The sequence below is a fragment of the Catenulispora sp. GAS73 genome (genome assembly GCF_041262085.1).
Classification (GTDB): Bacteria; Actinomycetota; Actinomycetes; order Streptomycetales; family Catenulisporaceae; genus Catenulispora.
Genome location: NZ_JBGCCM010000071.1, coordinates 1 through 23,512, shown reverse-complemented (window position 1 = coordinate 23,512; position 23,512 = coordinate 1). Strand labels below are relative to the sequence as shown.

The 23,512-nt window shown below is 70.7% G+C and carries 21 protein-coding genes; 7 read left to right on the top strand and 14 right to left on the bottom strand.

Going from position 1 to position 23,512, the window contains the following annotated elements; all coding sequences use genetic code 11:
- Positions 1-506: 506 nt before the first annotated feature.
- The 4 genes from ABH935_RS49870 to ABH935_RS49855 all read right to left on the bottom strand — a co-directional run bounded on the left by ABH935_RS49870 (position 507) and on the right by ABH935_RS49855 (position 4,964).
- Complete coding sequence (locus tag ABH935_RS49870; protein ID WP_370385054.1) at positions 507-1,724, bottom strand: ROK family protein; 1,218 nt, start codon at positions 1,722-1,724, stop codon at positions 507-509.
- A gap of 270 nt (positions 1,725-1,994) precedes the next feature.
- The gene (locus ABH935_RS49865) at positions 1,995-2,516 is read right to left on the bottom strand and encodes a hypothetical protein (RefSeq protein WP_370385053.1); all 522 of its coding nucleotides are present in this window, start codon (positions 2,514-2,516) and stop codon (positions 1,995-1,997) included.
- Positions 2,517-2,596: 80 nt separating this feature from the next.
- Entirely contained in the window at positions 2,597-3,322 is a 726-nt protein-coding gene (locus tag ABH935_RS49860) for a hypothetical protein (RefSeq protein WP_370385052.1), read from the bottom strand.
- 193 nt (positions 3,323-3,515) lie between these two features.
- A complete protein-coding gene (locus tag ABH935_RS49855; protein ID WP_370385051.1) occupies positions 3,516-4,964 on the bottom strand; it encodes a hypothetical protein in 1,449 nt (482 codons plus the stop codon).
- A 256-nt stretch (positions 4,965-5,220) separates the two neighbouring features.
- Here ABH935_RS49855 and ABH935_RS49850 point away from each other — a divergent pair, with 256 nt between their 5' ends.
- The 3 genes from ABH935_RS49850 (at position 5,221) to ABH935_RS49840 (ending at position 8,259) form a co-directional block, all read left to right on the top strand.
- On the top strand, positions 5,221-6,822 hold the full coding sequence (locus tag ABH935_RS49850; RefSeq protein ID WP_370385050.1) for a carbohydrate binding domain-containing protein: 1,602 nt from the start codon (positions 5,221-5,223) through the stop codon (positions 6,820-6,822).
- 95 nt (positions 6,823-6,917) lie between these two features.
- Positions 6,918-7,421, top strand: coding sequence for a hypothetical protein (locus tag ABH935_RS49845; RefSeq protein ID WP_370385049.1), 504 nt, complete (start codon positions 6,918-6,920; stop codon positions 7,419-7,421).
- Positions 7,422-7,452: 31 nt separating this feature from the next.
- Positions 7,453-8,259 (top strand): alpha/beta fold hydrolase, encoded by an 807-nt coding sequence (locus tag ABH935_RS49840; protein ID WP_370385048.1) that lies wholly within the window; start codon positions 7,453-7,455, stop codon positions 8,257-8,259.
- A 19-nt stretch (positions 8,260-8,278) separates the two neighbouring features.
- Here ABH935_RS49840 and ABH935_RS49835 read toward each other — a convergent pair whose 3' ends face one another.
- The 3 genes from ABH935_RS49835 to lpdA form a co-directional block, all read right to left on the bottom strand.
- The gene (locus tag ABH935_RS49835; RefSeq protein ID WP_370385047.1) at positions 8,279-10,678 is read right to left on the bottom strand and encodes a putative bifunctional diguanylate cyclase/phosphodiesterase; all 2,400 of its coding nucleotides are present in this window, start codon (positions 10,676-10,678) and stop codon (positions 8,279-8,281) included.
- Positions 10,679-10,700: 22 nt separating this feature from the next.
- Complete coding sequence (locus ABH935_RS49830) at positions 10,701-11,537, bottom strand: SAM-dependent methyltransferase (protein ID WP_370385046.1); 837 nt, start codon at positions 11,535-11,537, stop codon at positions 10,701-10,703.
- 120 nt (positions 11,538-11,657) lie between these two features.
- The gene (gene lpdA, locus ABH935_RS49825; RefSeq protein ID WP_370385045.1) at positions 11,658-13,061 is read right to left on the bottom strand and encodes a dihydrolipoyl dehydrogenase; all 1,404 of its coding nucleotides are present in this window, start codon (positions 13,059-13,061) and stop codon (positions 11,658-11,660) included.
- Between the two features lie 226 nt (positions 13,062-13,287).
- Between lpdA and ABH935_RS49820 the strand changes: the two genes are divergently transcribed.
- Positions 13,288-13,926, top strand: a complete 639-nt coding sequence (locus ABH935_RS49820) for an alpha/beta family hydrolase (protein ID WP_370385044.1) — start codon at positions 13,288-13,290, stop codon at positions 13,924-13,926.
- Positions 13,927-13,948: 22 nt separating this feature from the next.
- Entirely contained in the window at positions 13,949-14,647 is a 699-nt protein-coding gene (locus ABH935_RS49815; protein ID WP_370385043.1) for an HAD family hydrolase, read from the top strand.
- Here the strand turns inward: ABH935_RS49815 and ABH935_RS49810 are convergent.
- The 6 genes from ABH935_RS49810 to ABH935_RS49785 all read right to left on the bottom strand — a co-directional run bounded on the left by ABH935_RS49810 (position 14,634) and on the right by ABH935_RS49785 (position 20,656).
- Positions 14,634-16,805, bottom strand: coding sequence for a (Fe-S)-binding protein (locus tag ABH935_RS49810; protein WP_370385042.1), 2,172 nt, complete (start codon positions 16,803-16,805; stop codon positions 14,634-14,636). The two genes, ABH935_RS49815 and ABH935_RS49810, sit on opposite strands and share 14 nt — an antisense overlap.
- Positions 16,806-16,839: 34 nt before the next feature.
- Complete coding sequence (locus tag ABH935_RS49805; protein ID WP_370385041.1) at positions 16,840-17,922, bottom strand: electron transfer flavoprotein subunit alpha/FixB family protein; 1,083 nt, start codon at positions 17,920-17,922, stop codon at positions 16,840-16,842.
- Between the two features lie 42 nt (positions 17,923-17,964).
- A complete protein-coding gene (locus ABH935_RS49800; RefSeq protein WP_370385040.1) occupies positions 17,965-18,741 on the bottom strand; it encodes an electron transfer flavoprotein subunit beta in 777 nt (258 codons plus the stop codon).
- Between the two features lie 155 nt (positions 18,742-18,896).
- Positions 18,897-19,232, bottom strand: coding sequence for a heavy-metal-associated domain-containing protein (locus ABH935_RS49795; protein ID WP_370385039.1), 336 nt, complete (start codon positions 19,230-19,232; stop codon positions 18,897-18,899).
- A gap of 119 nt (positions 19,233-19,351) precedes the next feature.
- Positions 19,352-20,209: a hypothetical protein gene (locus tag ABH935_RS49790; protein ID WP_370385038.1), complete on the bottom strand. Its 858-nt coding sequence runs from the start codon at positions 20,207-20,209 to the stop codon at positions 19,352-19,354.
- 54 nt (positions 20,210-20,263) lie between these two features.
- The gene (locus ABH935_RS49785) at positions 20,264-20,656 is read right to left on the bottom strand and encodes a hypothetical protein (RefSeq protein ID WP_370385037.1); all 393 of its coding nucleotides are present in this window, start codon (positions 20,654-20,656) and stop codon (positions 20,264-20,266) included.
- A 60-nt stretch (positions 20,657-20,716) separates the two neighbouring features.
- Between ABH935_RS49785 and ABH935_RS49780 the strand changes: the two genes are divergently transcribed.
- Both ABH935_RS49780 and ABH935_RS49775 read left to right on the top strand, forming a co-directional pair.
- Positions 20,717-21,937, top strand: a complete 1,221-nt coding sequence (locus tag ABH935_RS49780) for a permease (RefSeq protein WP_370385036.1) — start codon at positions 20,717-20,719, stop codon at positions 21,935-21,937.
- A gap of 36 nt (positions 21,938-21,973) precedes the next feature.
- Complete coding sequence (locus tag ABH935_RS49775; RefSeq protein ID WP_370385035.1) at positions 21,974-23,029, top strand: lactonase family protein; 1,056 nt, start codon at positions 21,974-21,976, stop codon at positions 23,027-23,029.
- Between the two features lie 146 nt (positions 23,030-23,175).
- Here the strand turns inward: ABH935_RS49775 and ABH935_RS49770 are convergent.
- Positions 23,176-23,512: DUF6183 family protein (locus ABH935_RS49770; RefSeq protein WP_370385034.1), on the bottom strand; the 337-nt coding region annotated here is incomplete at its 5' end.

Sequence of the window (23,512 nt, the reverse complement as noted above, 5' to 3'; positions counted from 1 at the left end):
GGTCGCCCCCTCGCTGTAGAGCGCCCGCCGGAGGCCTCAAGGCACCCACCACGCCCAACGATTGCCGCCTACGACATGCGCAGTGACTCGGACCGCCGCGCGGTCTTGCACGCGCAAACCGCCAGCCGCCAGCGCAACCCGCGGCACACAACCGAACTGCGTCCCCCTGCGAGGTCATCAACCCCTGCGCGAAGCCGTAAAAAGCCTCTAAAGCCACAAACAGACCGCACCCACCCACCGCCCAAACGACAAACCAAAACCCAAAAACAGCGCCGCCCCGGCTCAGGAATTCGGGGCGGCGCCGTTCCGGCCACCGCCCCGGCTCAGGAAAGCGGGACGGCGTCCGCGGAGTCGCCCCGGCTCAGGAAAGCAGGGCGGCACCGGGTGGCGTCGTCCCGGCTCAGGAATTCGGGACGGCACCGTCTGGGGCGGTCGGCGGGGTGGGCCGGCCGCGCGTCGGATGGCGGAAGGGCTCGGGGCTCGGATCTCGGATCTCGGATCTCCGGCTAGGCCGCGTTATCACCGGCCTCGTCGGCGCCCGCGGGCATCGTGATCACGACCCCGAGCTCCTGGCGGATGGCGTTCGCGGCGGCGCCGAAGACCAGGCTGTGCGTACCCAGCGTGGAGGCGCGCAGGACCAGCTGTTCGAAGCCTGACATGACGCGGAGCGCCAGCAGGTCGTTGATCTCCCGCATCAGCGGCGGGCCGAGGGGGTCGCCGGCCATCGGGCCGCCGAGGATGAACTCGGTGACGTCCAGCGTGCCGGACAAGGTGGACAGCAGGCGGGCCACCTCGCGGGCGGCCCGGGTCACGCGCTCGCCGAGGGCTCGGGCCTCCTGGCCGTCGCCGCCGGCCAGGTAGCTCGCGACGGTCTGCTCGGAGGCGTCGCCCAGGATCACCGGCTGGACCGCGACCGTCTCCAGGCAGCCGATCAGGCCGCAGCGGCAGCGCAGCGAGGTGCCGATGTCGATGTGCCCGATCTCGCCGCTGCGGAAGTTGCCGCCGTGGTAGAGCCGGCCGTCCAGCACGATCCCGGCGCCGATGCCGGTCCCGATCCACAGCACCGCCACCGTCTTGTCGCGGTCGGAGCAGATCGCGACCTCCGACAGCGCCACGGCGTTGGCGTCGTTGACCACGTGCACCGGCAGGCCGTCGCAGAGCTCTGACAGCTCGTGCCCCATGGAGACCATGTGCCAGCCGTAGTTCACGGCCTCGCGGATCACGCCGTCGTCGCCGACGATCCCCGGCACAGCGATCCCGACCCCGGTGATCCGGCCCGGCGTCGGCGCCCCCATCCGGCGCACCATGTCCGACACCGCGGTCAGCGCGGGGGCGTCCAGCGGGCGCGAGACGGTCTCGGTCTGCTCCATGTGGCCGTTGAGGGTGAAGCGGCTGGCGGTGATCCGCTCGTTGGCCACCTGCACGCCGATGAACCGGTGGTGCGCGTCGTCCAGATCGAGCAGCACCCGCGGCTTGCCCACCGGCTGCGCCTCGCGCCCGGCCTCGCGGACCAGCCGGCGTTCGATGAGGTCGCCGACGATCTCCGACACGGTGGCGGTCGGCAACCCGGTCTCCCGGATCACATCGGTGCGCGAGAACCGGCCCTCACCCGCGGCGACGCACTGGAGCACCAGCACATCGTTGCGCGCACGAAGGGAACTCTTGGTCCCCTTCTGGGTGAACCGGAGCTGCGTCACGCTCGCCGCCATTCTTGCATCGTTCATCGATGTAACATCGCGGGAACTGTAGGGCGGACCTGCTGTAGCGGTCAAGGGGACACATTGAGCGACCCGGCCCCACCTGCGCGGATACCGAAGCGTTCGGCAGCGGGTCAGCAGCAGCGCCCGATAACGGTCTGTCGGCGCCCCAGAACTATCGGAGACCGAACTAGCCCGGCCAGGCGAACGAACGCCGACAGCCAGTGGCCCCTCGGAAGTTCCGAGGGGCCACTGGATCCGGTGTCCGGTGCGACAAGGCCTACTGAGTAACTCTGCTCACCGAGCCAACACCGCCCGCTCCGGCGCAGCCTCCAGACTCACCTTCCGCATCGCCAGCGTCCCGGTCCGCCCCAGCAGCATCGCGATCGCCATCAGCACGAGCGCGTCGGTCAGCGCGTCGGCGGTCACCGAGTGCTGGTACATCCAGCGCCCCAGCGGCTCGCTGAACCAGTGCTGCGCGCCGTAGGAGAAGGCCAGCCGCGCGCCGACCACACCGGTCCACAGCGCCGCGTATCCGGCGCCGCCCTGCGTGTAGACCCGGCCAGTTCCGGCCTCCTGCCGCGTCGGCAGCAGCGCCGCAGCCGCCAGGCCCAGCAGCAGCCCGAGGCCGGCCAGCGTCAACTCCAGAACAAGTCCGCTGCCGCCGGTCGCCGGGTGCTTCAGGTACATCGGGACGATGATCGAGGCCACGATCGCCGGCCGCAGCAGCCGGCCCCGGTTGATCTCGCGGCGTCCCAGGTCGGTGCCCAGCACGGAAGCCAGGACGACGAGGTTGACGATCCAGATGCTGGCGCTCATTGCGATCTCCCTGACCCAACCGGAGTTCCGCCGGGTTTTCCCGACACCTCAAGAATCGCCGATCAGGCCAGGTCAGAGCTTCAACCCAAGGGTGGAAGAGGGGTGGAACCCGGGTGGAAGGCCAGCTGCGGTCCGGTTCCAGCCAGCGCCACGGCACCGGCTCCGGCGCCAGCGCCGACGCCGACCGGCACCCCGAACGACACGCTGCGGGCCCACGCCATGACCAGCCTGTCCAGCGTGTCCACAAGCGCCGCGCTGGTGGCGTGGCCGCGAATGACGTACCCGGCCCCAGCCTGCCGCGCCACCCCGCACACGGTGAGCCGCGGCACGAACTGGAAGGAGGCCTCGGCCGCGTCGCGGGTGACCGTGGTCTGAAACAAGCGCGCGGCAGGCCCGTCCGGCAGGTCGAGCTCCTTTATCCGCTCGGACACGACCTCGTGCTTGGCCGGGTCCAGCACCTCCTCGGCCAGCGCCTCGGCCGGGGTCACCGGCTCGTCGCGGTTGTCGAACACTGAGAACCCGACCCACACGTGCTCGCAGGAGCGGCGCGGCTCCGGGTAGAGGACGGCGGCGTAGGCGCACTCCAGGTCCTCGGCGGCGAACAGCGCGTCGCGCAGGTCGTCGCGGATCTCGGCGACCAGCTCGGCGCGCGGGGCGGCGCCGAGGTCGAGCAGCCGCAGCGCGGCGGCCACCCCGGCGTCGTAGTGGACGGGTGGGAAGTCCAGCTCCGTCAGATCGACCGCTCGTCCGGGATACGCGGTCTGCCAACTGGTGTACATGTAACGGACGTCTGCGGTGTTCCGCATGCCGATGCACTCTCCCCGCGCTTTCGCGCATGACTCGTGTTTACGACCAACACACTACCCAGGGGATGACATAGGCAGATCCGCGCAAACGAACCCCAAATGGGTCCCGCCGGAATCCTCACGCCGACCGCATACCTTGATCACCGAGCGTGCGACACCGTCACCAGCAGTGCGACCAGAGGGAGCGACGGGGTCAGCGATACTCGGCCAATCTCGGGCGTACTCCGGCGACCGCCAGGCCTATGGCCAGCACACAGGCCCCGAGCGGCAGCCACTGCCACAGCGTCACCTCGTCAACCCCGGCGTTGATGTTGGCGGTGAAGGCCGAGGCGTTGATGTCGATGACCTTCTGGACCGCGGCGGCGTACGCGGTGAAGGCACCGTCGGAGTCGGCGGCGGCGGGGCTGGTGTCGAAGCGGATGGCTTCGGGCAGGTCGGTGGCGAGCTTCTGGCGGAAGACGCGGTCGTCGAGCTCATAGGTCTGATACGTGCGGAGCATCCGCTCGGCGGCCTCGCGCTCGCCGGGGAAGGTGATGTTCTTCATCTCGGTGCCGAAGTAGCCGCCGAAGTCGACCGGATGCGAGGGGTTGGTGAAGTACGCGTCCAGGTCTGCTTTGACGGCCGCGTCGTAGGTGGCGAGCGTGACGTTCGGGCCGGGGTCCAGCAGGGCACGGCTCTTGGCCAGGAACGAGGCCTGATACTGCGTGGCACGCGAGGGGTCGACGACGAGCCGGCTCTCGTCGGCGTTGGCGTCGGTGCTCTCGGCCTTGGCGGCGGACAGGGCGGCGACGGAGTCGTAGGCGTCCTTCTTGGCGGCGCGCAGGTGCTCGGAGGCCGAGCCCATGGAAAGCGCGCCCCAGACCATCACGATGAGGGTGAGGACGGTGGCGCCGACGAGCGCCGGGCTCAGCGTGCGGCGGGTGCGGCGGGTGAGCCAGAGTTCGAAGACGACGAGCGCGGTGAGGGCGAGGACGCCGGTGAGCACGATCCACCAGACGGCTTGCTGGGCCACGCCGCGGCGGTTCTGGTAGGAGGATTCCAGGGCGGCGCCGTTGCTGTCGGCGACGGCGTGCGCCGCCGGGAGGACGGAGCTGCGCATGAGGTCGGTGGCTTGGGCGTACTGGGCCGATTCGGCCTGCGGGAGTTGGCCGGCGGGGCGGTTCGCGCCGGCGGTGTCGACGTACATCACCTGTGCGGCAAGGGCTTCGTAGTCGCCGAGGGCGTTGAAGGCGTCGGCCACCTGCTGCGCGCCGGGCCCGCTCGCGCCGGCGTGTAGGGCGGCGAGCTGCAGGTCGTGGTCGGCTTCGGCGCGATCGGCCTCGAAGAGCTTGGTGAACGCGGCCCGGTCGACGCCGGGGCCGAGGTTCTTGTCGCCGACCATGAGGATGTTGGCGAGGTTGGCGTCCATGTCGTTGAGCGCGTAGATGAGGTCGTTGCCGGCGGAGACCTGGGGTTCCTCGGTGGTGCCGATGGCGTTGAAGCCGGAGCGGACGTTCGAGGCGCCGAGGGCCGCGATGACGGCGAACAGGACCGATGCGGCGATCGCCAGCGCGGTGAAGGCTTTCAGGAACCACGGTGTGGGGCGGCGGCGCCGCTTCCGGGGCGTTTCCGGGGTGGCCGGCCGGGACTCAACTGCGGTCATGTCCCACAGCAAACGGCCTCCCCGGCGGGGAACCCTGCCGCGCTCACGCGATACGCGCGCGGCGAGGCCCAACGCAAACGCGGCGCGCATGAGTCGCCCGGAGAAGTGACGGCTGACCTGGCTAAATCACCCTGTTCCGGGCGAGCCGGAGTCTTGTCCGGGCAATGAATTGGTCTAGTCCCTTGACGTGACCAATGGTCTAGTCCACGCTCCACCGTGCGGGGTCGCTCAGGAGACGCAGCAATGAGGAGACCTGATGGACAGGGAGCTCGGCACAGCACGAGGCTCAGGAAGCAGAGGCCGGCCGCCGGCGGGTTCGCGGCGGGTCGCGGGTGTGGTGGGGGTGGTGGCGGCCGGGGCTCTGGCCGCGGCCGGGGTGGCGGTGGCGGCCGGCGGGGCCAGTGCCGCCGACGCGAACCTGGTGGTGAATCCGGGATTTGAGACCGGGACGCTCGCCGGGTGGTCGTGCACTGCGAACAGCGGGTCGGTGGTGAGCAGTCCGGTGCACTCCGGGTCCCACGCGTTGAGCGCGACGCCGGCCGGGTCGGACGACGCGCAGTGCACGCAGACCGTGAGCGTGCAGCCGAACTCGTCCTACACGCTGTCGGCGTGGGTGCAGGGGAGCTACGTGTACCTCGGCGCCACCGGGACCGGCGGGACGGATCCCAGCACGTGGAGCAGCAACGGGGCGTGGAACCAGCTCAGCACGTCGTTCACCACCGGGGCCTCGACCACGAGCGTCACGGTCTACCTGCACGGCTGGTACGGACAGGGCACGTACTACGGCGACGACGTCAGCCTGCTGGGGGCAGCCGGGTCGGGGTCGGGGTCGGGCTCGTCGAGCAGCCCGCCGACCACGCCTTCGACGACGCCGTCCACCTCCCCGTCGACGCCGCCCACGACGCCGTCGACGTCACCGTCGACATCGCCGAGCTCCACTCCCCCGCCGCCTCCGCCTGACTCCGGGTTCAACCACCCGGCGTACTTCATGCCGCTGGACAACAGTCCGCAGGCGATCTCCGCCGTCATCGGCGCCGGTGAGAAGGAGCTCAACCTGGCGTTCGTCCTGGACTCCGGCGGCTGCACGCCGGCCTGGGGCGGCAACGCCTCGACACCGGTGTCCTCGGACACGACGGTCGCGGCGGACATCAGCGCACTGCGGGCGGCCGGCGGCGACGCCGCGGTGTCCTTCGGCGGGTACAACGGGACCGAGCTGGGGTCGTCGTGCGGCAGCGCGGCGGCGCTGGCGGCCGCGTACCAGCAGGTGATCAGCAAGTACAACCTCAAGCACGTCGACTTCGACTACGAGAACACCGCGCTGGACAGCAACACCGCGGTCCGGTTCGGCGCCATCAAGATCCTGGAGCAGAACAACCCGAACCTCGTGGTGTCGCTGACGATCCCGATGACCACGATCGGGTTCCCGGGCTCCGGGGTCGACGAGATCAAGCAGGCGGTGGCGGCCGGCGCGCGGCTGGACGTCGTCAACATCATGGACTTCGACACCGGCCTGACCTCCGGGACCGAGGTCGGCCAGACCGAGGCGATCGCGAACGACGCCGTCGGGCAGCTGCAGTCGATCTACGGCTGGAGCAGCGCGCAGGCCTGGTCGCACCTGGGCTTGCAGATCATGAACGGGCACACCGACCAGCCCTCGGAGTTGTTCCAGCTCAGCGACTTCTCGGCGCTGCTGGGCTTCGCGCAGGCGAACCACCCGGCGTGGTTCTCGTACTGGTCGGCGAACCGGGACCGGGCCTGCGACCCGAGCGTGCCGCACAACTGGGCCGACGGGGCGTGCTCCAGCGTGGCGCAGAACCCGTGGGACTTCACCAAGATCCTGGTGCAGTACACCGGGTGAGCCAGCTGACGCGACGCAGCTGACACGTCCAGCCTGACACCTCCTGCCACAGCCACTGACAGGAGGTGTCAGTGATGCCGCCTTACGGTCGGGTCATGAGCTATCAGACACCGATCGCCTGGCACGCCGGCACCGACGTCATCGCCGGCCGCCCGGTCAAGCGCTACCACATCGCCCGCGACGCGACCCCGATCCGCGAGGACTGGGAGGCGAACGCGCTCGCGCTGATCCCCGGCATGCTCGCGCCGCGGGACGAGACGCCGCCGGCGGCGTTCACGGTGCTGTTCCGCAGCGGGGCCGGGCTGCACCTGAACGTGTACAGCTGGTACTGGGACAACGTGATCTACGGGAAGTTCGCGACCGGCGGCGTGCCGTTCCTGGGGAGCCCGGACGAGGATCCGGGGCACTTGGCGCCGGTCGAGCCGCCGGTGCTGGGGTGCGTGTACGAGCTGGGGGTGCTGGTGCATGAGCGGTCGGCGTGGATCCGGCACATGTTGATGAATGAGAAGCCTGATATGGATGCGTATCTGGCTGATGTGCTGCCGACGGGTCCGGTGGGGCTGCCGGATGTGCCTTCGGGGTTGGCGCACGTAGCCTGAGGCGGAACCCCAGCCTGGCAGGATGATCGGCATGACACTAGAGGCCGGAAAGGCGGTCGCGGCGGACGGGACGGCGATCGCCTTCCAGAGCGCGGGGAACGGCACGGGGTGCGGCACGCCGCTGGTGCTGCTGGCCGGGCAGTCCAACACGCACCGGTGGTGGGACTCGGCGCGCGCCGACTTCGAGGACGCCGGCTACTGCACGATCACGCTGGACTGGCGCGGCACCGGAGCGAGCGACAAGCCCGACGAGCCTTACAGCACAAGGGAATTCGCCGCGGACGTCGTGGCGGTGCTGGACGCGGCGGGCATCGCGCGGGCGCACGTCTATGGCACCTCGATGGGTGGCCGCGTCGCGCAGTGGCTGGCCGCGGACCACCCGGAGCGGGTCGACGCGCTGGTGTTGGGCTGCACGTCCCCGGGCGGGCCGCACGCGATCGAGCGGGATCGCTCGGTGCGGCAGGCGTTGGCGCAGGCTGATCGCGACGCGGCCGACAGGTATCTGCTGGAGCTGATGTACACGCCGGCTTGGCTGGCCTCGCATCAGGGTCCTTATTATGTGGTTGGCGATCCGGACATGCCGGCGTATGCGAAGGGCCGGCATCTCACGGCCAGCGGCAAGCACGACGCGTGGGAGGCGTTGCCGTCGATCGTGGCGCCGACGCTGGTGGTCCACGGGACGGATGACGTCTTCAATCCGACCGCGAACGCCCCGCTGATCACCGAACGGATCCCGGAAGCTCGGATGGTGCTGATCGAGGGTGCCAGGCACGCGTACTTCGACGAGTTCCGGGACGTCGCCGGGCCGGTCGTGCTGGATTTCCTCGCAGAACGCTGAGCAATCAGGAGCCGCCTGATCAGGCCTTGGTCACCAACCGCTCCAGCACCGCCTGAATATCCCCCGCCGGCACCGGCCGCGAGTAGTAGAACCCCTGCCCGTAGTCCACGCCGAGCGCGGTCAGCCGCTCGGCCTGGTCCGCGGTCTCGATGCCCTCGGCCGTGACCGTCATGCCGGCGGCGTGCGCCAGCACCACCAGGCTGGTGATCACCGACTCGGCGAAGCCGCCGGCGTCCGGGCTGCCGAGGTCGGCGACGAAGGAGGCGTCGATCTTCAGCGAGGTGGCCGGCAGGTGGCGCAGGCGCGCCAGGTTGGAGTAGCCGGTGCCGAAGTCGTCGACGGCGATGCCGATGCCCATGTCCGCGAGCGTGCGCAGGGTGCCGGGGCCGGGGAGCCCGTCGTCGGTGTCCATCAGCGCGGTCTCGGTGATCTCCAGGCACAGCCGCTCCGCCGGCAGGCCGGAGGCCTCCAGTGCGGTGGCGACCTCGCGGACCAGGCCGTAGTCGTGGACCTGGCGCACCGCGACGTTGACCGCGACCGCCGGGCCGTCCGGCCAGGACGCCGCGTCCTGGACGGCCCGGTCCAGGACCCAGCGGCCCAGCTCGACGATGGCGCCGGTCTCCTCGGCGACCGGGATGAACTCCTCGGGCTTGAGCAGGCCGCGCTCCGGGTGGCGCCAGCGGACCAGGGCCTCGACGCTCGGCGGGCGGCCGCCGGACAGGCTCACGATCGGCTGGTAGTCCAGGAACATCTCGCCGGACTCCAGGGCCGCCGGGAGCGCCTGGGCCAGCGCGTAGCGGTGCACCTCGCGGGCGTTGCGGTCCTCGTCGAACAGCGCGAAGTCGGCCTTGCCGGCGGACTTGGCCCAGTAGAGCGTGATGTCGGCGGCGCGCAGCAGCTCGGTGGCTTCAGCCCCGGCGGCGGGGCGTTCGACCAGGCCGGCGCTGGCGGTGACGGTGACGCTGTGGCCGTCGAGCATGACCGGCTGGCGGACGGCGTCCAGGACCTTCTCGATCACCGGGAAGACCGACTGCGCGCCCTGGGTGCGGCGGAAGAGGATCACGAACTCGTCGCCGCCCATGCGGGCCACGACGTGCCGGCGCGGGTCGGTTGCGGCCGAGAGCCGGTGCGCTATGACCGTCAGGAGCTCGTCGCCGGCCTGGTGGCCCAGGGTGTCGTTGACGCCCTTGAAGCCGTCCAGGTCCAGGAAGCACAGGCCGAGGCGGTCCTCGGGGCCGGCGCAGCGCAGCAGCTCCTCGACCGCGTCCAGCAGCCGGACCCGGTTCGGCAGGCCGGTCAGGGCGTCGTGGGTGGCCTGGTGGCGCAGCTGGTCGGTGGCGCGGCGGCGCTCGGTGACGTCCTCGTGCAGCGCGATGACCAGCGCGACCTCGCCGCCGTCGTCGCGCACGGCGGTGGTGCGCACGTGGGTCCACACCACGCCGCCGTCGACCCGCCGGATCCGGGTGTCGGCCTCGGCCTCGGTCTGCTCCCCGGCCAGCAGGGCGTTGTAGCCGCGCCAGTACTCGCCGGGCTCGGTCGGGTCTATCAGGTTCCTTATGGTGCGGCCGCGGGCGGCGTAGGCGTCGACGCCGAGCATCTCGGCCAGCGCCGGGTTCACCTCCAGCACCTGACCGTGCTTGTCGGTGATGACGATGCCCAGGGCGGCGTTGCGGAAGACGGTGCGGAAGCGGGCCTCGCCGGCGCGGTAGGCGGTCAGAACGGCCTCGTGGATCGAGGCCTGCTCGGCCCGGGTCCGCTCGCGTAATCCCTCGGCGAAGGCGGAGGCCAGGCCGGCGCGCAGCGCGGAGCTGGTCTCGGGACGCAGGTAGGGCGGCAGGTGGCGGTCCAGCACCTCGACCGTGACGGCGACGCAGGCGCCCTGGAAGCAGTGCGCGTCGATGAGCGCGCCGGCCGCCTGGACGCCGATCTTGCGGGCCAGCTCGGGATCGTCGGGGACGGCCACGACCTGCTCGGCGAGCGGCGTGACGACGCGCAGCGCGTGGTCGAAGCCGAGCGGCGTGGCCGCGGCGGCGGACAGGGCGACGGCCCAGGCGCGGGCGAAGGCGTCGATGGGGCCGGCGTCGGGGTCGGAGGGGACCGTGGGAGCCGTGGGGATCGCGGGTACCGATGGCGTGGCCGGGCCGGACAGGTCGGCGGCTTCGCGGGCGGCCGGGTCGGTGGTGGTGGCGAAGCTGACGTCGACCAGGCCGGCGATGTCAGAGGTGTCGGAGGTGGCAGCGTCAGACGTGGCGGCGTCAGACGTGGTGCCGTTCGTCGTGCCGTTCGTGGAGCCGTTCGTCGTGTCGCCGGAATCGGACCGCGACGCACCGGTCTCGAAGACGGCACGAGGTGCCGCGGAAGCCCCCAGCCCGGATCCGGGATCGGAACCCCCGACCCCGAACTCCGTGTACCGTGCCACCACCGGCCGCCTCTCCGCCTGATCAGCCGGTCGTGGAGCCGGGCTTGACCCCGACAGCGGCGTAGGAAGCGTAGCGGTCATGATCCTGCTCGGCACGCGATTGCTCTTCGGCGTCCGGGCGCCACAGCTGGACCTGCACCACGCCGGGCTCCAGGATCGTGAACCCGTCGAGAAGTGCCTCTATCTCGTCGTGCGTGCGCCAGTGCATCGGTTCCGGAGAGTTGGCGTTCCACATCTGGAGCATCTTGACGGTGTCGCCGGGCTGGCCGTCGTGGGAGGCGTGCTGGACGATCAGGTAGCTGCCCGGGGCCATGGCCTCCCGCAGGGTCGCGACCAGGGTCGCGGGGTCGTCGTCGGCGGAGACGAAGTGCAGCAGCGAGCACAGGAGCACGGCGACCGGCCGGTCGAAGTCGATCAGCGCGCGGACCTCGGGATGGTCCAGGATCGCCCGCGGGGAGCGGGCGTCGGCCTGGATGAAGATCGCGTCCGGGTCGCCGTCGAGCATGGCCTCGCCGTGGGCGACCGCCACCGAGTCGTGGTCGACGTAGACGACGCGCGCGTTCGGGACCTGCTCGCGGGCGGTCTCGTGCACCGGGCCCATCGTCGGGACGCCGGCTCCGATGTCGATGTACTGGTCGATCCCGGCCGCCGCGGCGGCGCGGACCGCCCGGTGCAGGAACATGCGCACCTGCCGGGCCACGTCGGGCAGGTCCGGTTTGAAGGCGATGGCCTGCTCGGCGACCCGGCGGTCCACCTCGAAGTTGTGCGACCCGCCCAGGAAGTAGTCCCAGACCCGGGCCGAGCTGGGCTGGTCCAGGTTGATGGCGGCCGGGGCCCATTCCGGTCTGCTGTCGGTCATGTGTGGAACCTTCCGGGTGTGGGGTTCCCGCAGGTGGGGGGCGGGTGGTTCTGCCGTGGTGCCCGGTCTGGTCCGGTGGGGCCGGTGGGGGGCGGCCGGGCACCACGTCAAGGCGCTGATCTACATGTTAATCATATGTCCGGCAAGTCCGTGGACGGCTTCCTTAACCGCCTCGCCCAGAGTCGGGTGGGCGTGGATGTTGCGGCCCACTTCGTGGACCGTGAGGTCCCACTGCTGGGCCAGCGTGAGCTCGGGCAGGAGCTCGGTCACCTCAGGGCCGATGAGGTGCGCGCCGAGGAGTTCGCCGTACTTGGCGTCGCTGATCACCTTGACGAAGCCGACCGCGTCGCCCAGACCCGCGGCCTTGCCGTTGGCGCTGAACGGGAACTTGGCGACCTTGACGTCGAAGCCCTCCAGCCGGGCCTGCTCCTCGGTCCAGCCGAAGCTGGCGATCTGCGGCTGGCAGTAGGTGGCCCGCGGGACCATGACGAAGTCGATCTCCATCGTCTCCGCGCCGGCGATGGTCTCGGCGGCCACCACGGCCTGCGTCTCGGCGACGTGCGCGAGCATCACCTTGGCGGTGACGTCGCCGATGGCGAAGATGTGCGGGACGTTGGTTCGGCCGCGGCCGTCCACCGCGATCGCGCCGCGCTCGGTGAGCGCCACGCCGGTCTTGTCCAGGCCGTAGCCGTCGACGTTCGGCGCGAAGCCGATGGCCTGCAGCACCTTGTCGGCCTCCAGCACCTGCTGGGCGCCGTCCTTGCCGGTGACCGTGACCCGCACCTTGGGGCCGGAGTCGTCGATGCTGTCGACCCGGGTCCCGGTGAGCACGTCGATGCCGAGCTTGCGGTACTGGCGGGCCAGCTCCTTGGAGACCTCGATGTCCTCCAGCGGGACCATGCGCTCCAGGAACTCCACGATGGTGACCTTGACGCCGTAGCTGTTGAGCACGTAGCCGAACTCGACGCCGATCGCCCCGGCGCCGGCGATGACGATGCTCTCCGGCAGCGTGGCGGACAGGATCTGCTCTTCGTAGGTCACCACGCGCGGCGAGAGCTGGGTGCCGGGCAGCAGCCGGGTGCGCGCGCCGGTGGCGATGATGCAGTGGTCGAAGGTGAGGGTCTCGGTGGTGCCGTCGGACTTGGCGACGCTGAGCGTGCGCTGGTCCAGGAACGTGCCGCGGCCGTCGTACTCCGCGATCTTGTTCTTGCGCATCAGGTAGTGGACGCCCTTGACCCGGCCGTCGGCGACCTGCCGGCTGCGCTCGAAGGCGGCGCCGTAGTCGAAGGTGATCGGGCCGTTCGAGGAGATCCCGTAGGTCTTCGCCTCGTGCTGCACGGTGTGCGCCAGCTCCGCGTTGCGCAGCAGCGCCTTGGACGGGATGCACCCGACGTTCAGGCAGACCCCGCCCCAGTAGCGCTCCTCGACAACGGCGACCGTCTTGCCGAGCTGGGTCGCTCGGACCGCCGCTGTGTACCCGCCGGGCCCCGCGCCCAGGACGACGACATCGAAATGCGTGCTCATGGATCCGACTCTAACCGCCGGGACATATGGCACGCCTGGTGACCGGTGGGGGTGTGGGACTTACGGCGTGGAAAGGGCTGGTCCGAGGGTTGTTTGAGGGTCGGGCCGGTGGGGAAGGGCGCCCGGCCGGCGAAGGCGCTGCCGGTGGGGCCGGTGGTGTGGATGGGGCCCGGGGTCGCCGAGTGTCCGGCGCGCCGGGCCGATCGGCGGCGGCTACCTTGAGACCGTGCAGGAACTGATCACCACCCCGGCCGGCGATGCCCGCCTGACCCGCTTCGCGACGCCGTCGCGCACCAAGCGCCGCGCACTCCTGGCGCTCGGGCACGGGGCCGGCGGCGGCATCGAGGCGGCAGATCTGCAAGCTCTGTCCGCGGCGCTGCCGCCGAGCGGGATCGAGGTGGTGCTCGTCGAGCAGCCGTGGCGGGTGGCGGGCAAGAAGATCGCGCCGGCGCCGAAGACGCTCGACGAGGGCTGGATCCCGGTGGCTGAGACCTTGCGCAAGCGGGCTCGCGCGACGCCGTTCCTGGCCGGCGGACGCAGCGCCGGGGCGCGCGTGGCCTGCCGGACCGCGCTCTGCACCGGCGCGGCCGGCGTCGTCGCGCTGGCGTTCCCGCTGCATCCGCCGGGCAAGCCGGAGAAGTCGCGCGCGGAGGAACTGCTCGCCACCGGGCTGCCGACGCTCGTCGTCCAGGCCGGGGCCGACACGTTCGGCACCGCGGCCGAGTTCCCCAAGCTGCCGCCGACGCACCGCCTCGTCGGGCTGCCGGCCGGCGACCACGCGTTCAAGGTGAAGAAGGCTGATCCGCCGGTCCTGGACGCGCTGGTGGCGGCGGTCGCCGACTGGATCGACGCGCTCCTGCGGTAAGGAGTCATCTAGAGTCTGGGGCATGGACCACCCCCGAGCGATGCTCTTCGATTTCTCCGGCACCCTGATGCGCATCGAGCCGGCGGAGCGGTGGGTCCGCGCCGTCGCCGAGGAGGGCGGGCTCGCCCTGGACGACGGCGAGGTCGAGCACTGGGCTCGGCGTCTGATCGAAGCCGGGGCCTGGTACGGCGCCTATCCGACGCACGTCCCGGAACACCTCGCGGAGCTCTATGAGGCTCGCGATCTGGACGAGCCGCACCACCGGGCCTGCTACACCGGGCTGATCCGGGAGTCCGGGTGGCCGTGGCCGGAGCTGGTCGAGCCGCTGTACGACCGCAGCAACGCCGCGGAGGCGTGGCTGCCGTACCCGGACGCGCTGGACACGGTGCGCGAGGCCAAAGACCGGGGGCTGGCGACCGCGGTGATCAGCAACATCTCCTTCGACATCCGGCCGCACCTGAAGCACGCCGGACTGTTGGACCTGCTGGACGCGGTGGTGCTCAGCTACGAGGTCGGGCTGATCAAGCCGGACCCGGCGATTTTCCAGCTGGCGTGTGACACGCTCGGCGTGGACCCGGCCTCGGCCGTCATGGTCGGCGACCACGCGGCCGACGGCGGCGGGTCCGCGCTTGGCGTGCGCACTTACTACGTCGATCTGGTGCCGGTCGAGGAGCGGCCGGACGCGTTGATCAGTGTGCTGCGAGAGGTCACGGCTTCGTAGGTGGAGTTGCGGGCGGCTCGGCGGCAGCTGTGCGTTCCTCCGGCCCGCGCACCGAGCGCAGCAGCACCTCCGAGACGTCCGCGACGCGCACCGCGTCGTCGGCCTTCCCCTGCTGTTTGCGGGTGTTCACGCCGTCGGTGAGCATCACGATGCAGTAGGGGCAGGCGGCGGTCACCAGGTCCGGCGACGTGCCCAGCGCCTCGTCGGTCCGGGTCTCGTTGATCCGTGAGCCGATCGTCTCCTCCATCCACATCCGCGCGCCGCCGGCGCCGCAGCAGAACGACTTCTCGCGGTTGCGCGGCATCTCGGTGAGCTTCACACCCGGGATCGTGCCGAGGATGTCGCGCGGGGCGTCGAAGACCCGGTTGTGGCGGCCGAGGTAGCAGGGGTCGTGGTAGGTGACCGCGACGTCCACCTCGCCGGCCGGTTTGATGCGGCCGTCCTTGATGAGGCGGGCCAACAGTTCCGTGTGATGCACGACCTCGTAGTGGCCGCCGAGCTGCGGGTACTCGTTGGCGAGGGTGTTGAAGCAGTGTGCGCAGGTGACGACGATCTTCTTGGCGCCGGCGGAGTTCAGCGTCTCCACGTTCTGCGACGCCAGCTCGTGGAACAGGAACTCCTGGCCCAGGCGGCGGGCGGCGTCGCCGGTGCAGGTCTCCCCCGAGCCCAGGATCATGAACTCGACGCCGGCCTCGTGCAGGAGCTCGGCGACGTTGCGGGAGGTCTTCTTGGCGTTGTCGTCGAGCGAGCCCGCGCAGCCGACCCAGAAGAGGTATTCGACGTCTTCGGGGAGACGCTCCTCGCCTCCTCCGCCGAGGACGCGGACTTCGAAGGGCAGGCCGGCGGTCCATTCCAGGCGGGCCTTGGCACCGCGGCCCCACGGGTCGCCGTTCTTCTCCAGGTTGCGGAGCATCGTGCCGGCCTCGCGGGGGAACTCGGCCTCGATGAGGACCTGGTAGCGGCGCATGTCGACGATGTGGTCGACGTGCTCGATGTCCACCGGGCACTGCTCGACGCAGGCGCCGCAGGTGACGCAGGACCAGAGGATGTCGGGATCGATGACGCCGTCGACGTCCGCGCCGCCGACGAGGGGACGCTGGGCTTCTTTGAAGACGTCGACCGCGGTCGTCTCCAGGGCCGCCTTGGCCTCCTCGCCGTCGGCGAGCAGATACGGGGCCTTGTTCAGCGCGTGGTCGCGCAGGGCCATGATGAGCAGCTTCGGGCTCAGCGGCTTCTCGGTGTTCCAGGCCGGGCACTGGGACTGGCAGCGTCCGCACTCGGTGCAGGTGGCGAGGTCCAGCAGGCCCTTCCAGGTGAAGTCCTCGATGGCGCCGCGGCCGATCTTGTCGTCCTCGCCGGGGTCCTCGAAGTCCACGGCCTTTCCGCCGGAGTAGACCGGCAGCAGCGGGCCCAGGGCGCGGGGGCGGCGGGAGAAGGCGACGTTGAACGGGGCCAGGAAGATGTGCAGGTGCTTGGAGTGCACGACCAGCACCAGGAAGCTCAGGACCACGCCGAGGGAGGCCAGCAGGCCGACGGTCTCCAGGACGTCGTTGCCGGTCTTTCCGGCGCCGTGCAGCAGGTGACCGGCGGCCTCGCTGGCGAAGGCGCCGTGCGGGAACGGGAAGTTGCCGGTGTTGATCTGCGCGCCGCGGTAAAGCAGCAGGGTCCACATGACGTTGAAGATCATGAAGAGCACGACCCACGCGGCGGTGGTGTGCGAGCCGAAGAAGCGGGACTTGCGGCCGCGCTTGTCAGGGTTCTGCTTGATTCGGATGGCGGTGAAAGCCAGCAGGCCGACCAGGACCGCGACGATGAAGAAGTCCTCCAGGAAGCCCAGCCAGGTGTCGGTGCCGATGAGCGGGATGTGGAAGTCCCGGTCGAACAGGGCCCCGAAGCCCTCGACGATGGTGGCGCCGAGGATCATGAAGCCCCAGAAGACGGCGGCGTGCGCCAGACCCGGGCCGGACCAGCGCAGGAGCTTGCGCTGCCCGAGGACCTCGGTGAACACCGCCCACAGGCGGTTGGCCGGCTGGTCGGCGCGCCCGGGCTCGGCCGGCTGCATCGTGCGGCCCAGGCGATAGAGCATCAGCACTCGGCGTCCGGCCAGTGCGAACGCCGTGAGCGTGATCGCCGCGCCGATGATGAGTCGTACAGCCACAGGGGCCTCCGTTCGTTGAGGGATGGTGGAACGGTCAGGCGGGATCGGACATGTGTATTCGAGCCCTGCTTTGGATCTCCGCGAGCAGCGCGGGCAGGATCGCGCGCGCGTCGCCGACGACGCCGAGCTCGGCGAGCTTGAAGATCGGCGCGGCCGGATCGTCGCCGATCGCGACGACGGTCTTCGCGCCCTGCATCCCCGCCCGGTGCCGGACCGAGCCGGAGACGCCGCAGGCGAGGTAGAGGCGCGGATGGATGGTCTTGCCGGTGAGGCCGACGCGCGCCTCCGGCGGGATCCAGCCGAGCTCGGCGGCGGTGTGCGAGCCGGCCAGGGCGGCGCCGAGGGCTTCGGCGACATCGGCCAGGACGGCGAAAGCAGCGCTGGAACCGACGCCGCGTCCGCCGGCGACGACGATGTCGGCGTGGTCGAGGGTCGGGTGGGCGGGGCGGGGTTTGGGGGTCACGGTTATTCGCGGGGCGCGGGCTGCGGAGTGCTCGACGGCGATGGTGCGTAGAGCCGGTTCGCTCGGGCCCGGCTCGGGTACCGCGGCCTCGGGGCGGACGGTGATGATCGGGATGCCGCGCACGACACTCGACTCGACGAGATGGGAGTCCGCGAGGCAGCGCTGGACGGCGAGGGGCCGACCGCCGGAGCCGGGACGGACGTCGACGGCGTCGGTGATGATGCCGGAGCCGAGGCGGATCGCTAGGCGGGCGGCGGTTTCCTGGCCCCGGCGGGTGGCGGCGATGAGGATCGCCGCCGGATCGAGATCCTGCGCGACAGCCGCTAGAAGATCGGTCTCGGACACCGCGGATGCACCAGCACCAGCACCAGCACCAGCACCATGCTCGCGCATACTTGCTGGTTCGGCCACAAGCCCGTCGATCGGACCAGCGCCCGCCAAAACATGGCCGCCAGCGAGGCCCGAGTCGCGCGAGTACCAGATCTCCGTCGCGCCGTAGCGCCCCAGAACCCTGATCGTCTCCTCGTCCGGCTCCGTCGCGCACACCGCGACCGGTTCTCCCAGCCGCCGGGCCAGCGTGAGCAGGACGCACGTCGAGCGGCGCACTGTGCCCTCGCGCTCGTCGCGGTCGACGAGCGCCACCACTTTCGCCATCCGGCCTCCTTGCCGTGATGTCGGTTGTGCCTGGGTCGTGCTTCAGAGGAACTGTCGGCGGGTCAGGAAGTCGGCGATGCGGATCGCGGCGGTCGCCGGGTCTTCGGTCACGGTCGTGGTGTATGCCTCGGTGCGGGTGGTGCGGACGACCTTCGTCGCGGCCGCGGTGAGGCCGACCTCGGTGCGCTCGATACCCAGGTCGGCCAGGGACCAGGTGCGGACCAGCTTCTGGCGGGCGTCGGCGATGGCCTCGAAGCGGGGGTAGCGGGGTTCGCCGCTACGGTCGGTCACCGAGACCACCGCGGGCATCGCGGCGGTGAGGTCCTCGATCGTGTCGCCGTCGTCGCGGGTGGCGTGGAGCATGTCCTCGTCGGTGCGCAGGGTGTCGCAGGAGCACAGGGCCGGGACGCCGAGGCGTTCGGCGAGCATCGCCGGGACCACGGACATGGCCGAGTCGGTGGAGGCCGTGCCGCAGAGCACCAGGTCGAAGCCGAGTCGGCGGCAGGCGGCGGCCAGGACCAGGGAGGTGGCCGGGGCGTCGCTGCCGTGCAGGGCGTCGTCCAGGACGTGCACGCCTTCGTCCGCGCCGCGCGCCAGGGCCGTGCGCAGGGCGGCCGAGGCGCCGGGCAGGCCCATGGTCAGGGCGGTCACCTGCACGTCGAGACGACGGCAGGCGATGCGCGCGGCCTGCTCGACCGCGTACTCGTCGGCGTCCTGCAGGCGGCAGCGCACCGCCGCGCGGTCCACCGTCAGGTCCTGGGCGAACGACACCTCCCCGATGGCCTGCGGGACATGCTTGGTCAAAACGACGATCTTCATCCCACACCTCGCAACCTGCTGCGGGAGTGTAGAGGGCTGATGACCAATGGAGAAGACCCCTGACTCACGCGAGTGCGCGTCAGGGGTCTGGCGAATCTGTGTTGAATGGTGAATCTGTGTTAAATGGTGAATCTGGGGCGGGGGGGTCCCCGGGGTCAGTGGACCAGCGTGTAGCCGGCCTCGTCGACGGCGGCCTGGACGGCCTCGACCGTCAGCGGGGCGGCGCTGGTGACGGTGACCTCGCCGGTCTCCAGCACCACGTCCACGTTCCGCACGCCGTCGATCGCGCCGACCTCCTCCGTCACGGAGTTGACGCAGTGGCCGCAGGTCATGCCGGAGACGGTGTAGACGGCGGTGGTCACGTTCTCGGACACGATGGTCTCCTTCGGCTCGGCGGCGACGGCCTCTGTGGCTTCGGCGGCAGGGGTGGCACAACAGGAACAGCCCGAGGCAGCAGCCGCCTCGGGCTGGATCACGGTGAGCTGGTTCATGGCCGCAACTATACCCCCCTAGGGTATTGCGGCCGTCGGGCCCTGCTGTGATCTCGCTCACAGCAGGGCCTGAGCCGGCCGCCGGGCCGACCGCCGCTGACGACCGCCGGGGCCGACCGTCAGCGGACGTCCAGCGTCACCGCCGCCGTGTGCAGCACGCCGCCGGTCTGGAACTGCAGGTACATCCGCCACAGCCCGGCCTTCGGCAGCGTCGCCTCGAAGGTCAGGTCCGGTCCGCCGGTCGGGGTGGTCGCGATCCCGCCCTGCGGATGCAGGTGCGCCATCGCCAGGTCCCCGGCGTGGAAACCGGACAGGTGCGCGTAGGTCTCCAGATACGGCTCCAGGTCGGCCACCGGCTTGCCGCCCTCGGCCACCGAGACCTTCAACGGCATCGCCATCCCGGCCATGAGCTGCGAGGAGTCGACGGTCAGGGTGTACCCGTCGACGGTGGTCGTGGTGGACGCGGCGGGCAGCGGCCGGTCCGGAGCCGACCCCGGGGACGTCACCTGCTTGGACAGCACCAGCGGCACCGCCTTGCCGTCGGCGCCCTTGGCGATGAACTGCGCGTAGACCCGGTACGTGCCGGGCCCGGCGGCCTCGGTCGGCGCGGTCCACGTGCCGTCCGGGGCCATGGTCGGGTGCACGTGCTGGAAGCCGGACAGGTCCGAGCGGATCAGGTAGAAGTGCATGAGCTTGGTCTGCTCGGGCTCGAAGGCGGTGACCGGCTTGCCGTCGGGGCCGAGGATGCGGAAGCCGAAGCCGGCGGTCGCGACCGAGTCGGCGGTCGGGGCGAAGGTGTAGCCGTGGTCGGTGGTGGCCAGGCCGTCGCCCATGTACATGGGGTCGTCGTCGCTGTGGGCCATGCCGGCCATAGAGGACTGGTGGCCGCCGGAACCGGAGCCACAGGCGGCCATCAGCAGAATGCCTGCCAGCACCGGGACGAGCACCAGGAAACGGACACGGTTGATCGGATGCATGAGAATGGGAACCTTCCGGTGAATACGTGATCTGACGGCGGGGAAAGCCGTCTGTCACGTCCGGGAGATGCTCAGCGTGCGCAGGATCTGGACGCCGGGGCGGGGTGGACCATGCGGCCAGCGAGGGCTGATGAGACGCACGTGGAAGACGAGCCGGGGTCGCCACAGCGCTATGACGATGAGGAACAGCGCCAGGAACAAACCGGACAGGCCTTCAGGACGTAGCGGGATGCAGGTCTCGCCGGTTTGCATGTGGTCGGTCGTCGGCATCGCGCCGCTGATCGCGTCCTGGGCAGTCGCCTGCGGCGGCATGACCGAAGCCATGTGGGAGGACATCCGCATCGGCATCCCGTGCATCGACGGGGCGCTGAAGCCGTGCATCAGGAACAGGCCGGCGAGCACCGTGAACAGCAGCATCGCGTGCCACCGTCCGGGCCGTGCAGCCATCGTTCCTCCCGCGCCAGATACCAGCTACCGGTATAGGGTAACGGTCGGGAGGCGGAGACCATGGGTGCGATCACGCACGCGTTGAAGATCACGGGCTCGATGACGTGGGAGATCACCTGGGCGTTGATCCTCGGATTCACGCTCTCAGCGATCATCCAGGCGGTGGTGCGCAAGTCGACGATCGTCCGGCTGCTCGGCGACGACCGGCCGCGGACGCTGGCCGTGGCGTCGTTGCTGGGGGCGGCGTCGTCGTCGTGTTCTTACGCGGCGGTGGCGCTGGCGCGCTCGCTGTTCCGCAAGGGTGCGAACTTCACGGCGGCGATGGCGTTCGAGATCGGCTCCACGAACCTGGTGCTGGAGCTCGGCGTGATCCTGTGGCTGCTGCTGGGCTGGCAGTTCACGCTGGCGGAGTTCATCGGCGGGCCGATCATGATCGTGGTGCTGGCCGTGCTGTTCCGCCGGTTCCTGACGCCGCGACTGGTGCGGGAGGCGCGAGAGCAGGCGGACCGCGGGATCGCGGGCTCCATGGAGGGACACGCGGCGATGGACATGTCGATCGCCGGGGACGGCCCGTTCCTGCGGCGGCTGCTGTCGCGCGCCGGGTTCACGTCTGTGTCGCACGTGTTCGTGATGGAGTGGGCCGCGATCCTGCGGGACCTGGTGGTCGGGTTGTTCATCGCCGGGGCGATCGCGGCGTGGGTCCCGGACTCGTTCTGGCGGCACTTCTTCCTGGCCGGGCACCCGGTGCTGGCCGGGGTGTGGGGGCCGCTGGTCGGGCCGCTGGTGGCGGTGGTGAGCTTCGTGTGCTCGATCGGGAACGTGCCGCTGGCGCTGGTGCTGTGGAAGGGCGGGATCAGCTTCGGCGGGGTGACGGCGTTCATCTTCGCGGACCTGCTGATCCTGCCGATCCTGAACATCTACAAGAAGTACTACGGCCGGCGGGCGGCGTGGTTCCTGCTGTGGACGTTCTTCATCGCGATGGCCGGCGCCGGGTACGTCGTGGAGCTGCTGTTCGAAGCGTTCGGGTGGGTGCCGGGGCGGGGCGGGATGGCCGTGATGAGCGAGGGCGTGAAGTGGAACTACACGTCGTGGCTGAACATCGCGTTCCTGGTGCTGGCGCTCGTGCTGGTGGTGCGGTTCGTGCGAAGCGGGGGGATGGCGATGATGCGGATGATGGGCGGCGGGCCGGATGACATGGCCGGGCATTCGCATGGGGACGGGCCCGGGGAGGAGCACGGGGGCGAACACGAGCACGGCGCGATGCACCATGGCGAGCACTAGAGGCACGTCACCGACGTTTGGGCGAGAATACCGACCATGGTCGACTCTGCGAACTCCTATCTTCTGGTCGGCGGCTACGGCGCGGGCGTGCACTGCCTGCGCTACGACGCCGCCGGCACGCTGTCCCCGGTGTCGTCGGTGGACATCGCCGATCCCTCCTACGTCGTCTACGACGACGCGCGCGGCGTCCTGACGGCGGTGGTGGAGCAGGAGCCCGAGGGCCGGGTCGCCTCGGCGCGCTTCACCGTCGCCGAGGGCGGCGCCGACGTGCGCGACCAGACCGCCAGCGGCGGGGCGGCGCCGTGCCACCTGGCGCTGCACCCGGACCGGAGCACGCTGTTCGTCGCCAACTACGTCTCCGGGACGGTCGGCGTCTTCCCGCTGGACGCCGACGGCCGGGTCATCGGCTCCGAGCCCGCGCAGCTGATCCAGCACAGCGGCTCCGGGCCGCGCGCCGACCGGCAGGAGGGCCCGCACGCGCACCAGGTCGTGGTGTCGCCGTCGGGGCGCTGGCTGCTGGCCGTGGACCTGGGCACGGACACGGTCTACGTCTACGCCTACGAGCACGGCCGCCTCTCGGCGCAGAGCCACGTCACCCTGCCCGGCGGCTCGGGCCCGCGCCACCTGGCCTTCCACGGCTCCGGGAACCACTTCTACGTGCTGAACGAAGTCTCCTGGACGATCGCGGTATGCGCCTGGGACGAGGCGACCGGCGTCGGCCACGCGGGCGTCCAGGTGCAGAGCCGGGCCGAGGTGGACCGCGTGAAGTCCGACCACGCCTGGTGCGCGGCGATCCGGGTGTCCGCCGACGACCGCTTCCTGTACACCTCCAACCGCGTCGACGACACCATCGCGGTGTTCGCGATCGTCGAGGACGGCGCGGGCCTGGTACCGGTCGAGGTGGTGCCGGCCGGCGGTGCCTGGCCGCGGGACATCGTGCTGTCCCCGGACGGGACGCTGCTGTTCAGCGCGAACCAGCACTCTGACTCGATCACGGTGTTCCGGGTGGACGGCGAGAGCGGGCGGCTGACGCCGGTCGGGACGCCGTACGAGGTCAAGACGCCGGCGTCGCTGCTGCCGATCTCGGCCTGACCGCGGAAGAACCCGAGGGGAACCGCGGCGGCGGTGACGGCACCGCCACCGCGGTTCTCCCCTCCGGGGACTTCAACTCGATCGAGCGGGTGTTCTCTTCCGGAGATCGGATGGCAAAGAGAACCCGATCCCGACGAGAGCCGACCTCAATCCGAATCCGTCGCGGCGAGCACGGCCATCCTGCGGCCGTCGGGCCGGACGGCGACCAGACCGATGTCGCAGATGATCCCGGAGTACCAGGGCGCGTCCGCGTCGAAGCGATACCAGGCGCAGCGCTGAGCCGACCGCGCCACGTCCAGGGGCCCGGCATCCTCCGGCGCTCCGGCGAGCGCGGCCAGCGAGCGCCAGGCGAACAGGCGGCTGTAGGCGCCGAAGCGGCCCCGGCCGCGGGCGCCTCCGTCCAGGGCCGCGTGGAACAGAGCCCACCAGGCCTGGTCCACGGAGATGCCGGAGACCGACAGCCGGACCGGCATGTCGCCGGGT

Excerpts from the sequence above, each read along its gene's own strand:
- ABH935_RS49855 (WP_370385051.1), bottom strand. The coding sequence starts at position 4,964 with ATGACCGCAGTTGAGTCCCGGCCGGCCACCCCGGAAACGCCCCGGAAG.
- ABH935_RS49865 (WP_370385053.1), bottom strand. The coding sequence starts at position 2,516 with ATGAGCGCCAGCATCTGGATCGTCAACCTCGTCGTCCTGGCTTCCGTG.
- ABH935_RS49805 (WP_370385041.1), bottom strand. The coding sequence starts at position 17,922 with ATGGCGAAAGTGGTGGCGCTCGTCGACCGCGACGAGCGCGAGGGCACA.
- ABH935_RS49850 (WP_370385050.1), top strand. The coding sequence starts at position 5,221 with ATGGACAGGGAGCTCGGCACAGCACGAGGCTCAGGAAGCAGAGGCCGG.
- ABH935_RS49800 (WP_370385040.1), bottom strand. The coding sequence starts at position 18,741 with ATGAAGATCGTCGTTTTGACCAAGCATGTCCCGCAGGCCATCGGGGAG.
- ABH935_RS49775 (WP_370385035.1), top strand. The coding sequence starts at position 21,974 with ATGGTCGACTCTGCGAACTCCTATCTTCTGGTCGGCGGCTACGGCGCG.
- ABH935_RS49840 (WP_370385048.1), top strand. The coding sequence starts at position 7,453 with ATGACACTAGAGGCCGGAAAGGCGGTCGCGGCGGACGGGACGGCGATC.
- ABH935_RS49790 (WP_370385038.1), bottom strand. The coding sequence starts at position 20,209 with ATGCATCCGATCAACCGTGTCCGTTTCCTGGTGCTCGTCCCGGTGCTG.
- ABH935_RS49795 (WP_370385039.1), bottom strand. The coding sequence starts at position 19,232 with ATGAACCAGCTCACCGTGATCCAGCCCGAGGCGGCTGCTGCCTCGGGC.
- lpdA (WP_370385045.1), bottom strand. The coding sequence starts at position 13,061 with ATGAGCACGCATTTCGATGTCGTCGTCCTGGGCGCGGGGCCCGGCGGG.
- ABH935_RS49785 (WP_370385037.1), bottom strand. The coding sequence starts at position 20,656 with ATGGCTGCACGGCCCGGACGGTGGCACGCGATGCTGCTGTTCACGGTG.
- ABH935_RS49780 (WP_370385036.1), top strand. The coding sequence starts at position 20,717 with ATGGGTGCGATCACGCACGCGTTGAAGATCACGGGCTCGATGACGTGG.
- ABH935_RS49860 (WP_370385052.1), bottom strand. The coding sequence starts at position 3,322 with ATGCGGAACACCGCAGACGTCCGTTACATGTACACCAGTTGGCAGACC.
- ABH935_RS49830 (WP_370385046.1), bottom strand. The coding sequence starts at position 11,537 with ATGACCGACAGCAGACCGGAATGGGCCCCGGCCGCCATCAACCTGGAC.
- ABH935_RS49815 (WP_370385043.1), top strand. The coding sequence starts at position 13,949 with ATGGACCACCCCCGAGCGATGCTCTTCGATTTCTCCGGCACCCTGATG.
- ABH935_RS49870 (WP_370385054.1), bottom strand. The coding sequence starts at position 1,724 with ATGAACGATGCAAGAATGGCGGCGAGCGTGACGCAGCTCCGGTTCACC.
- ABH935_RS49845 (WP_370385049.1), top strand. The coding sequence starts at position 6,918 with ATGAGCTATCAGACACCGATCGCCTGGCACGCCGGCACCGACGTCATC.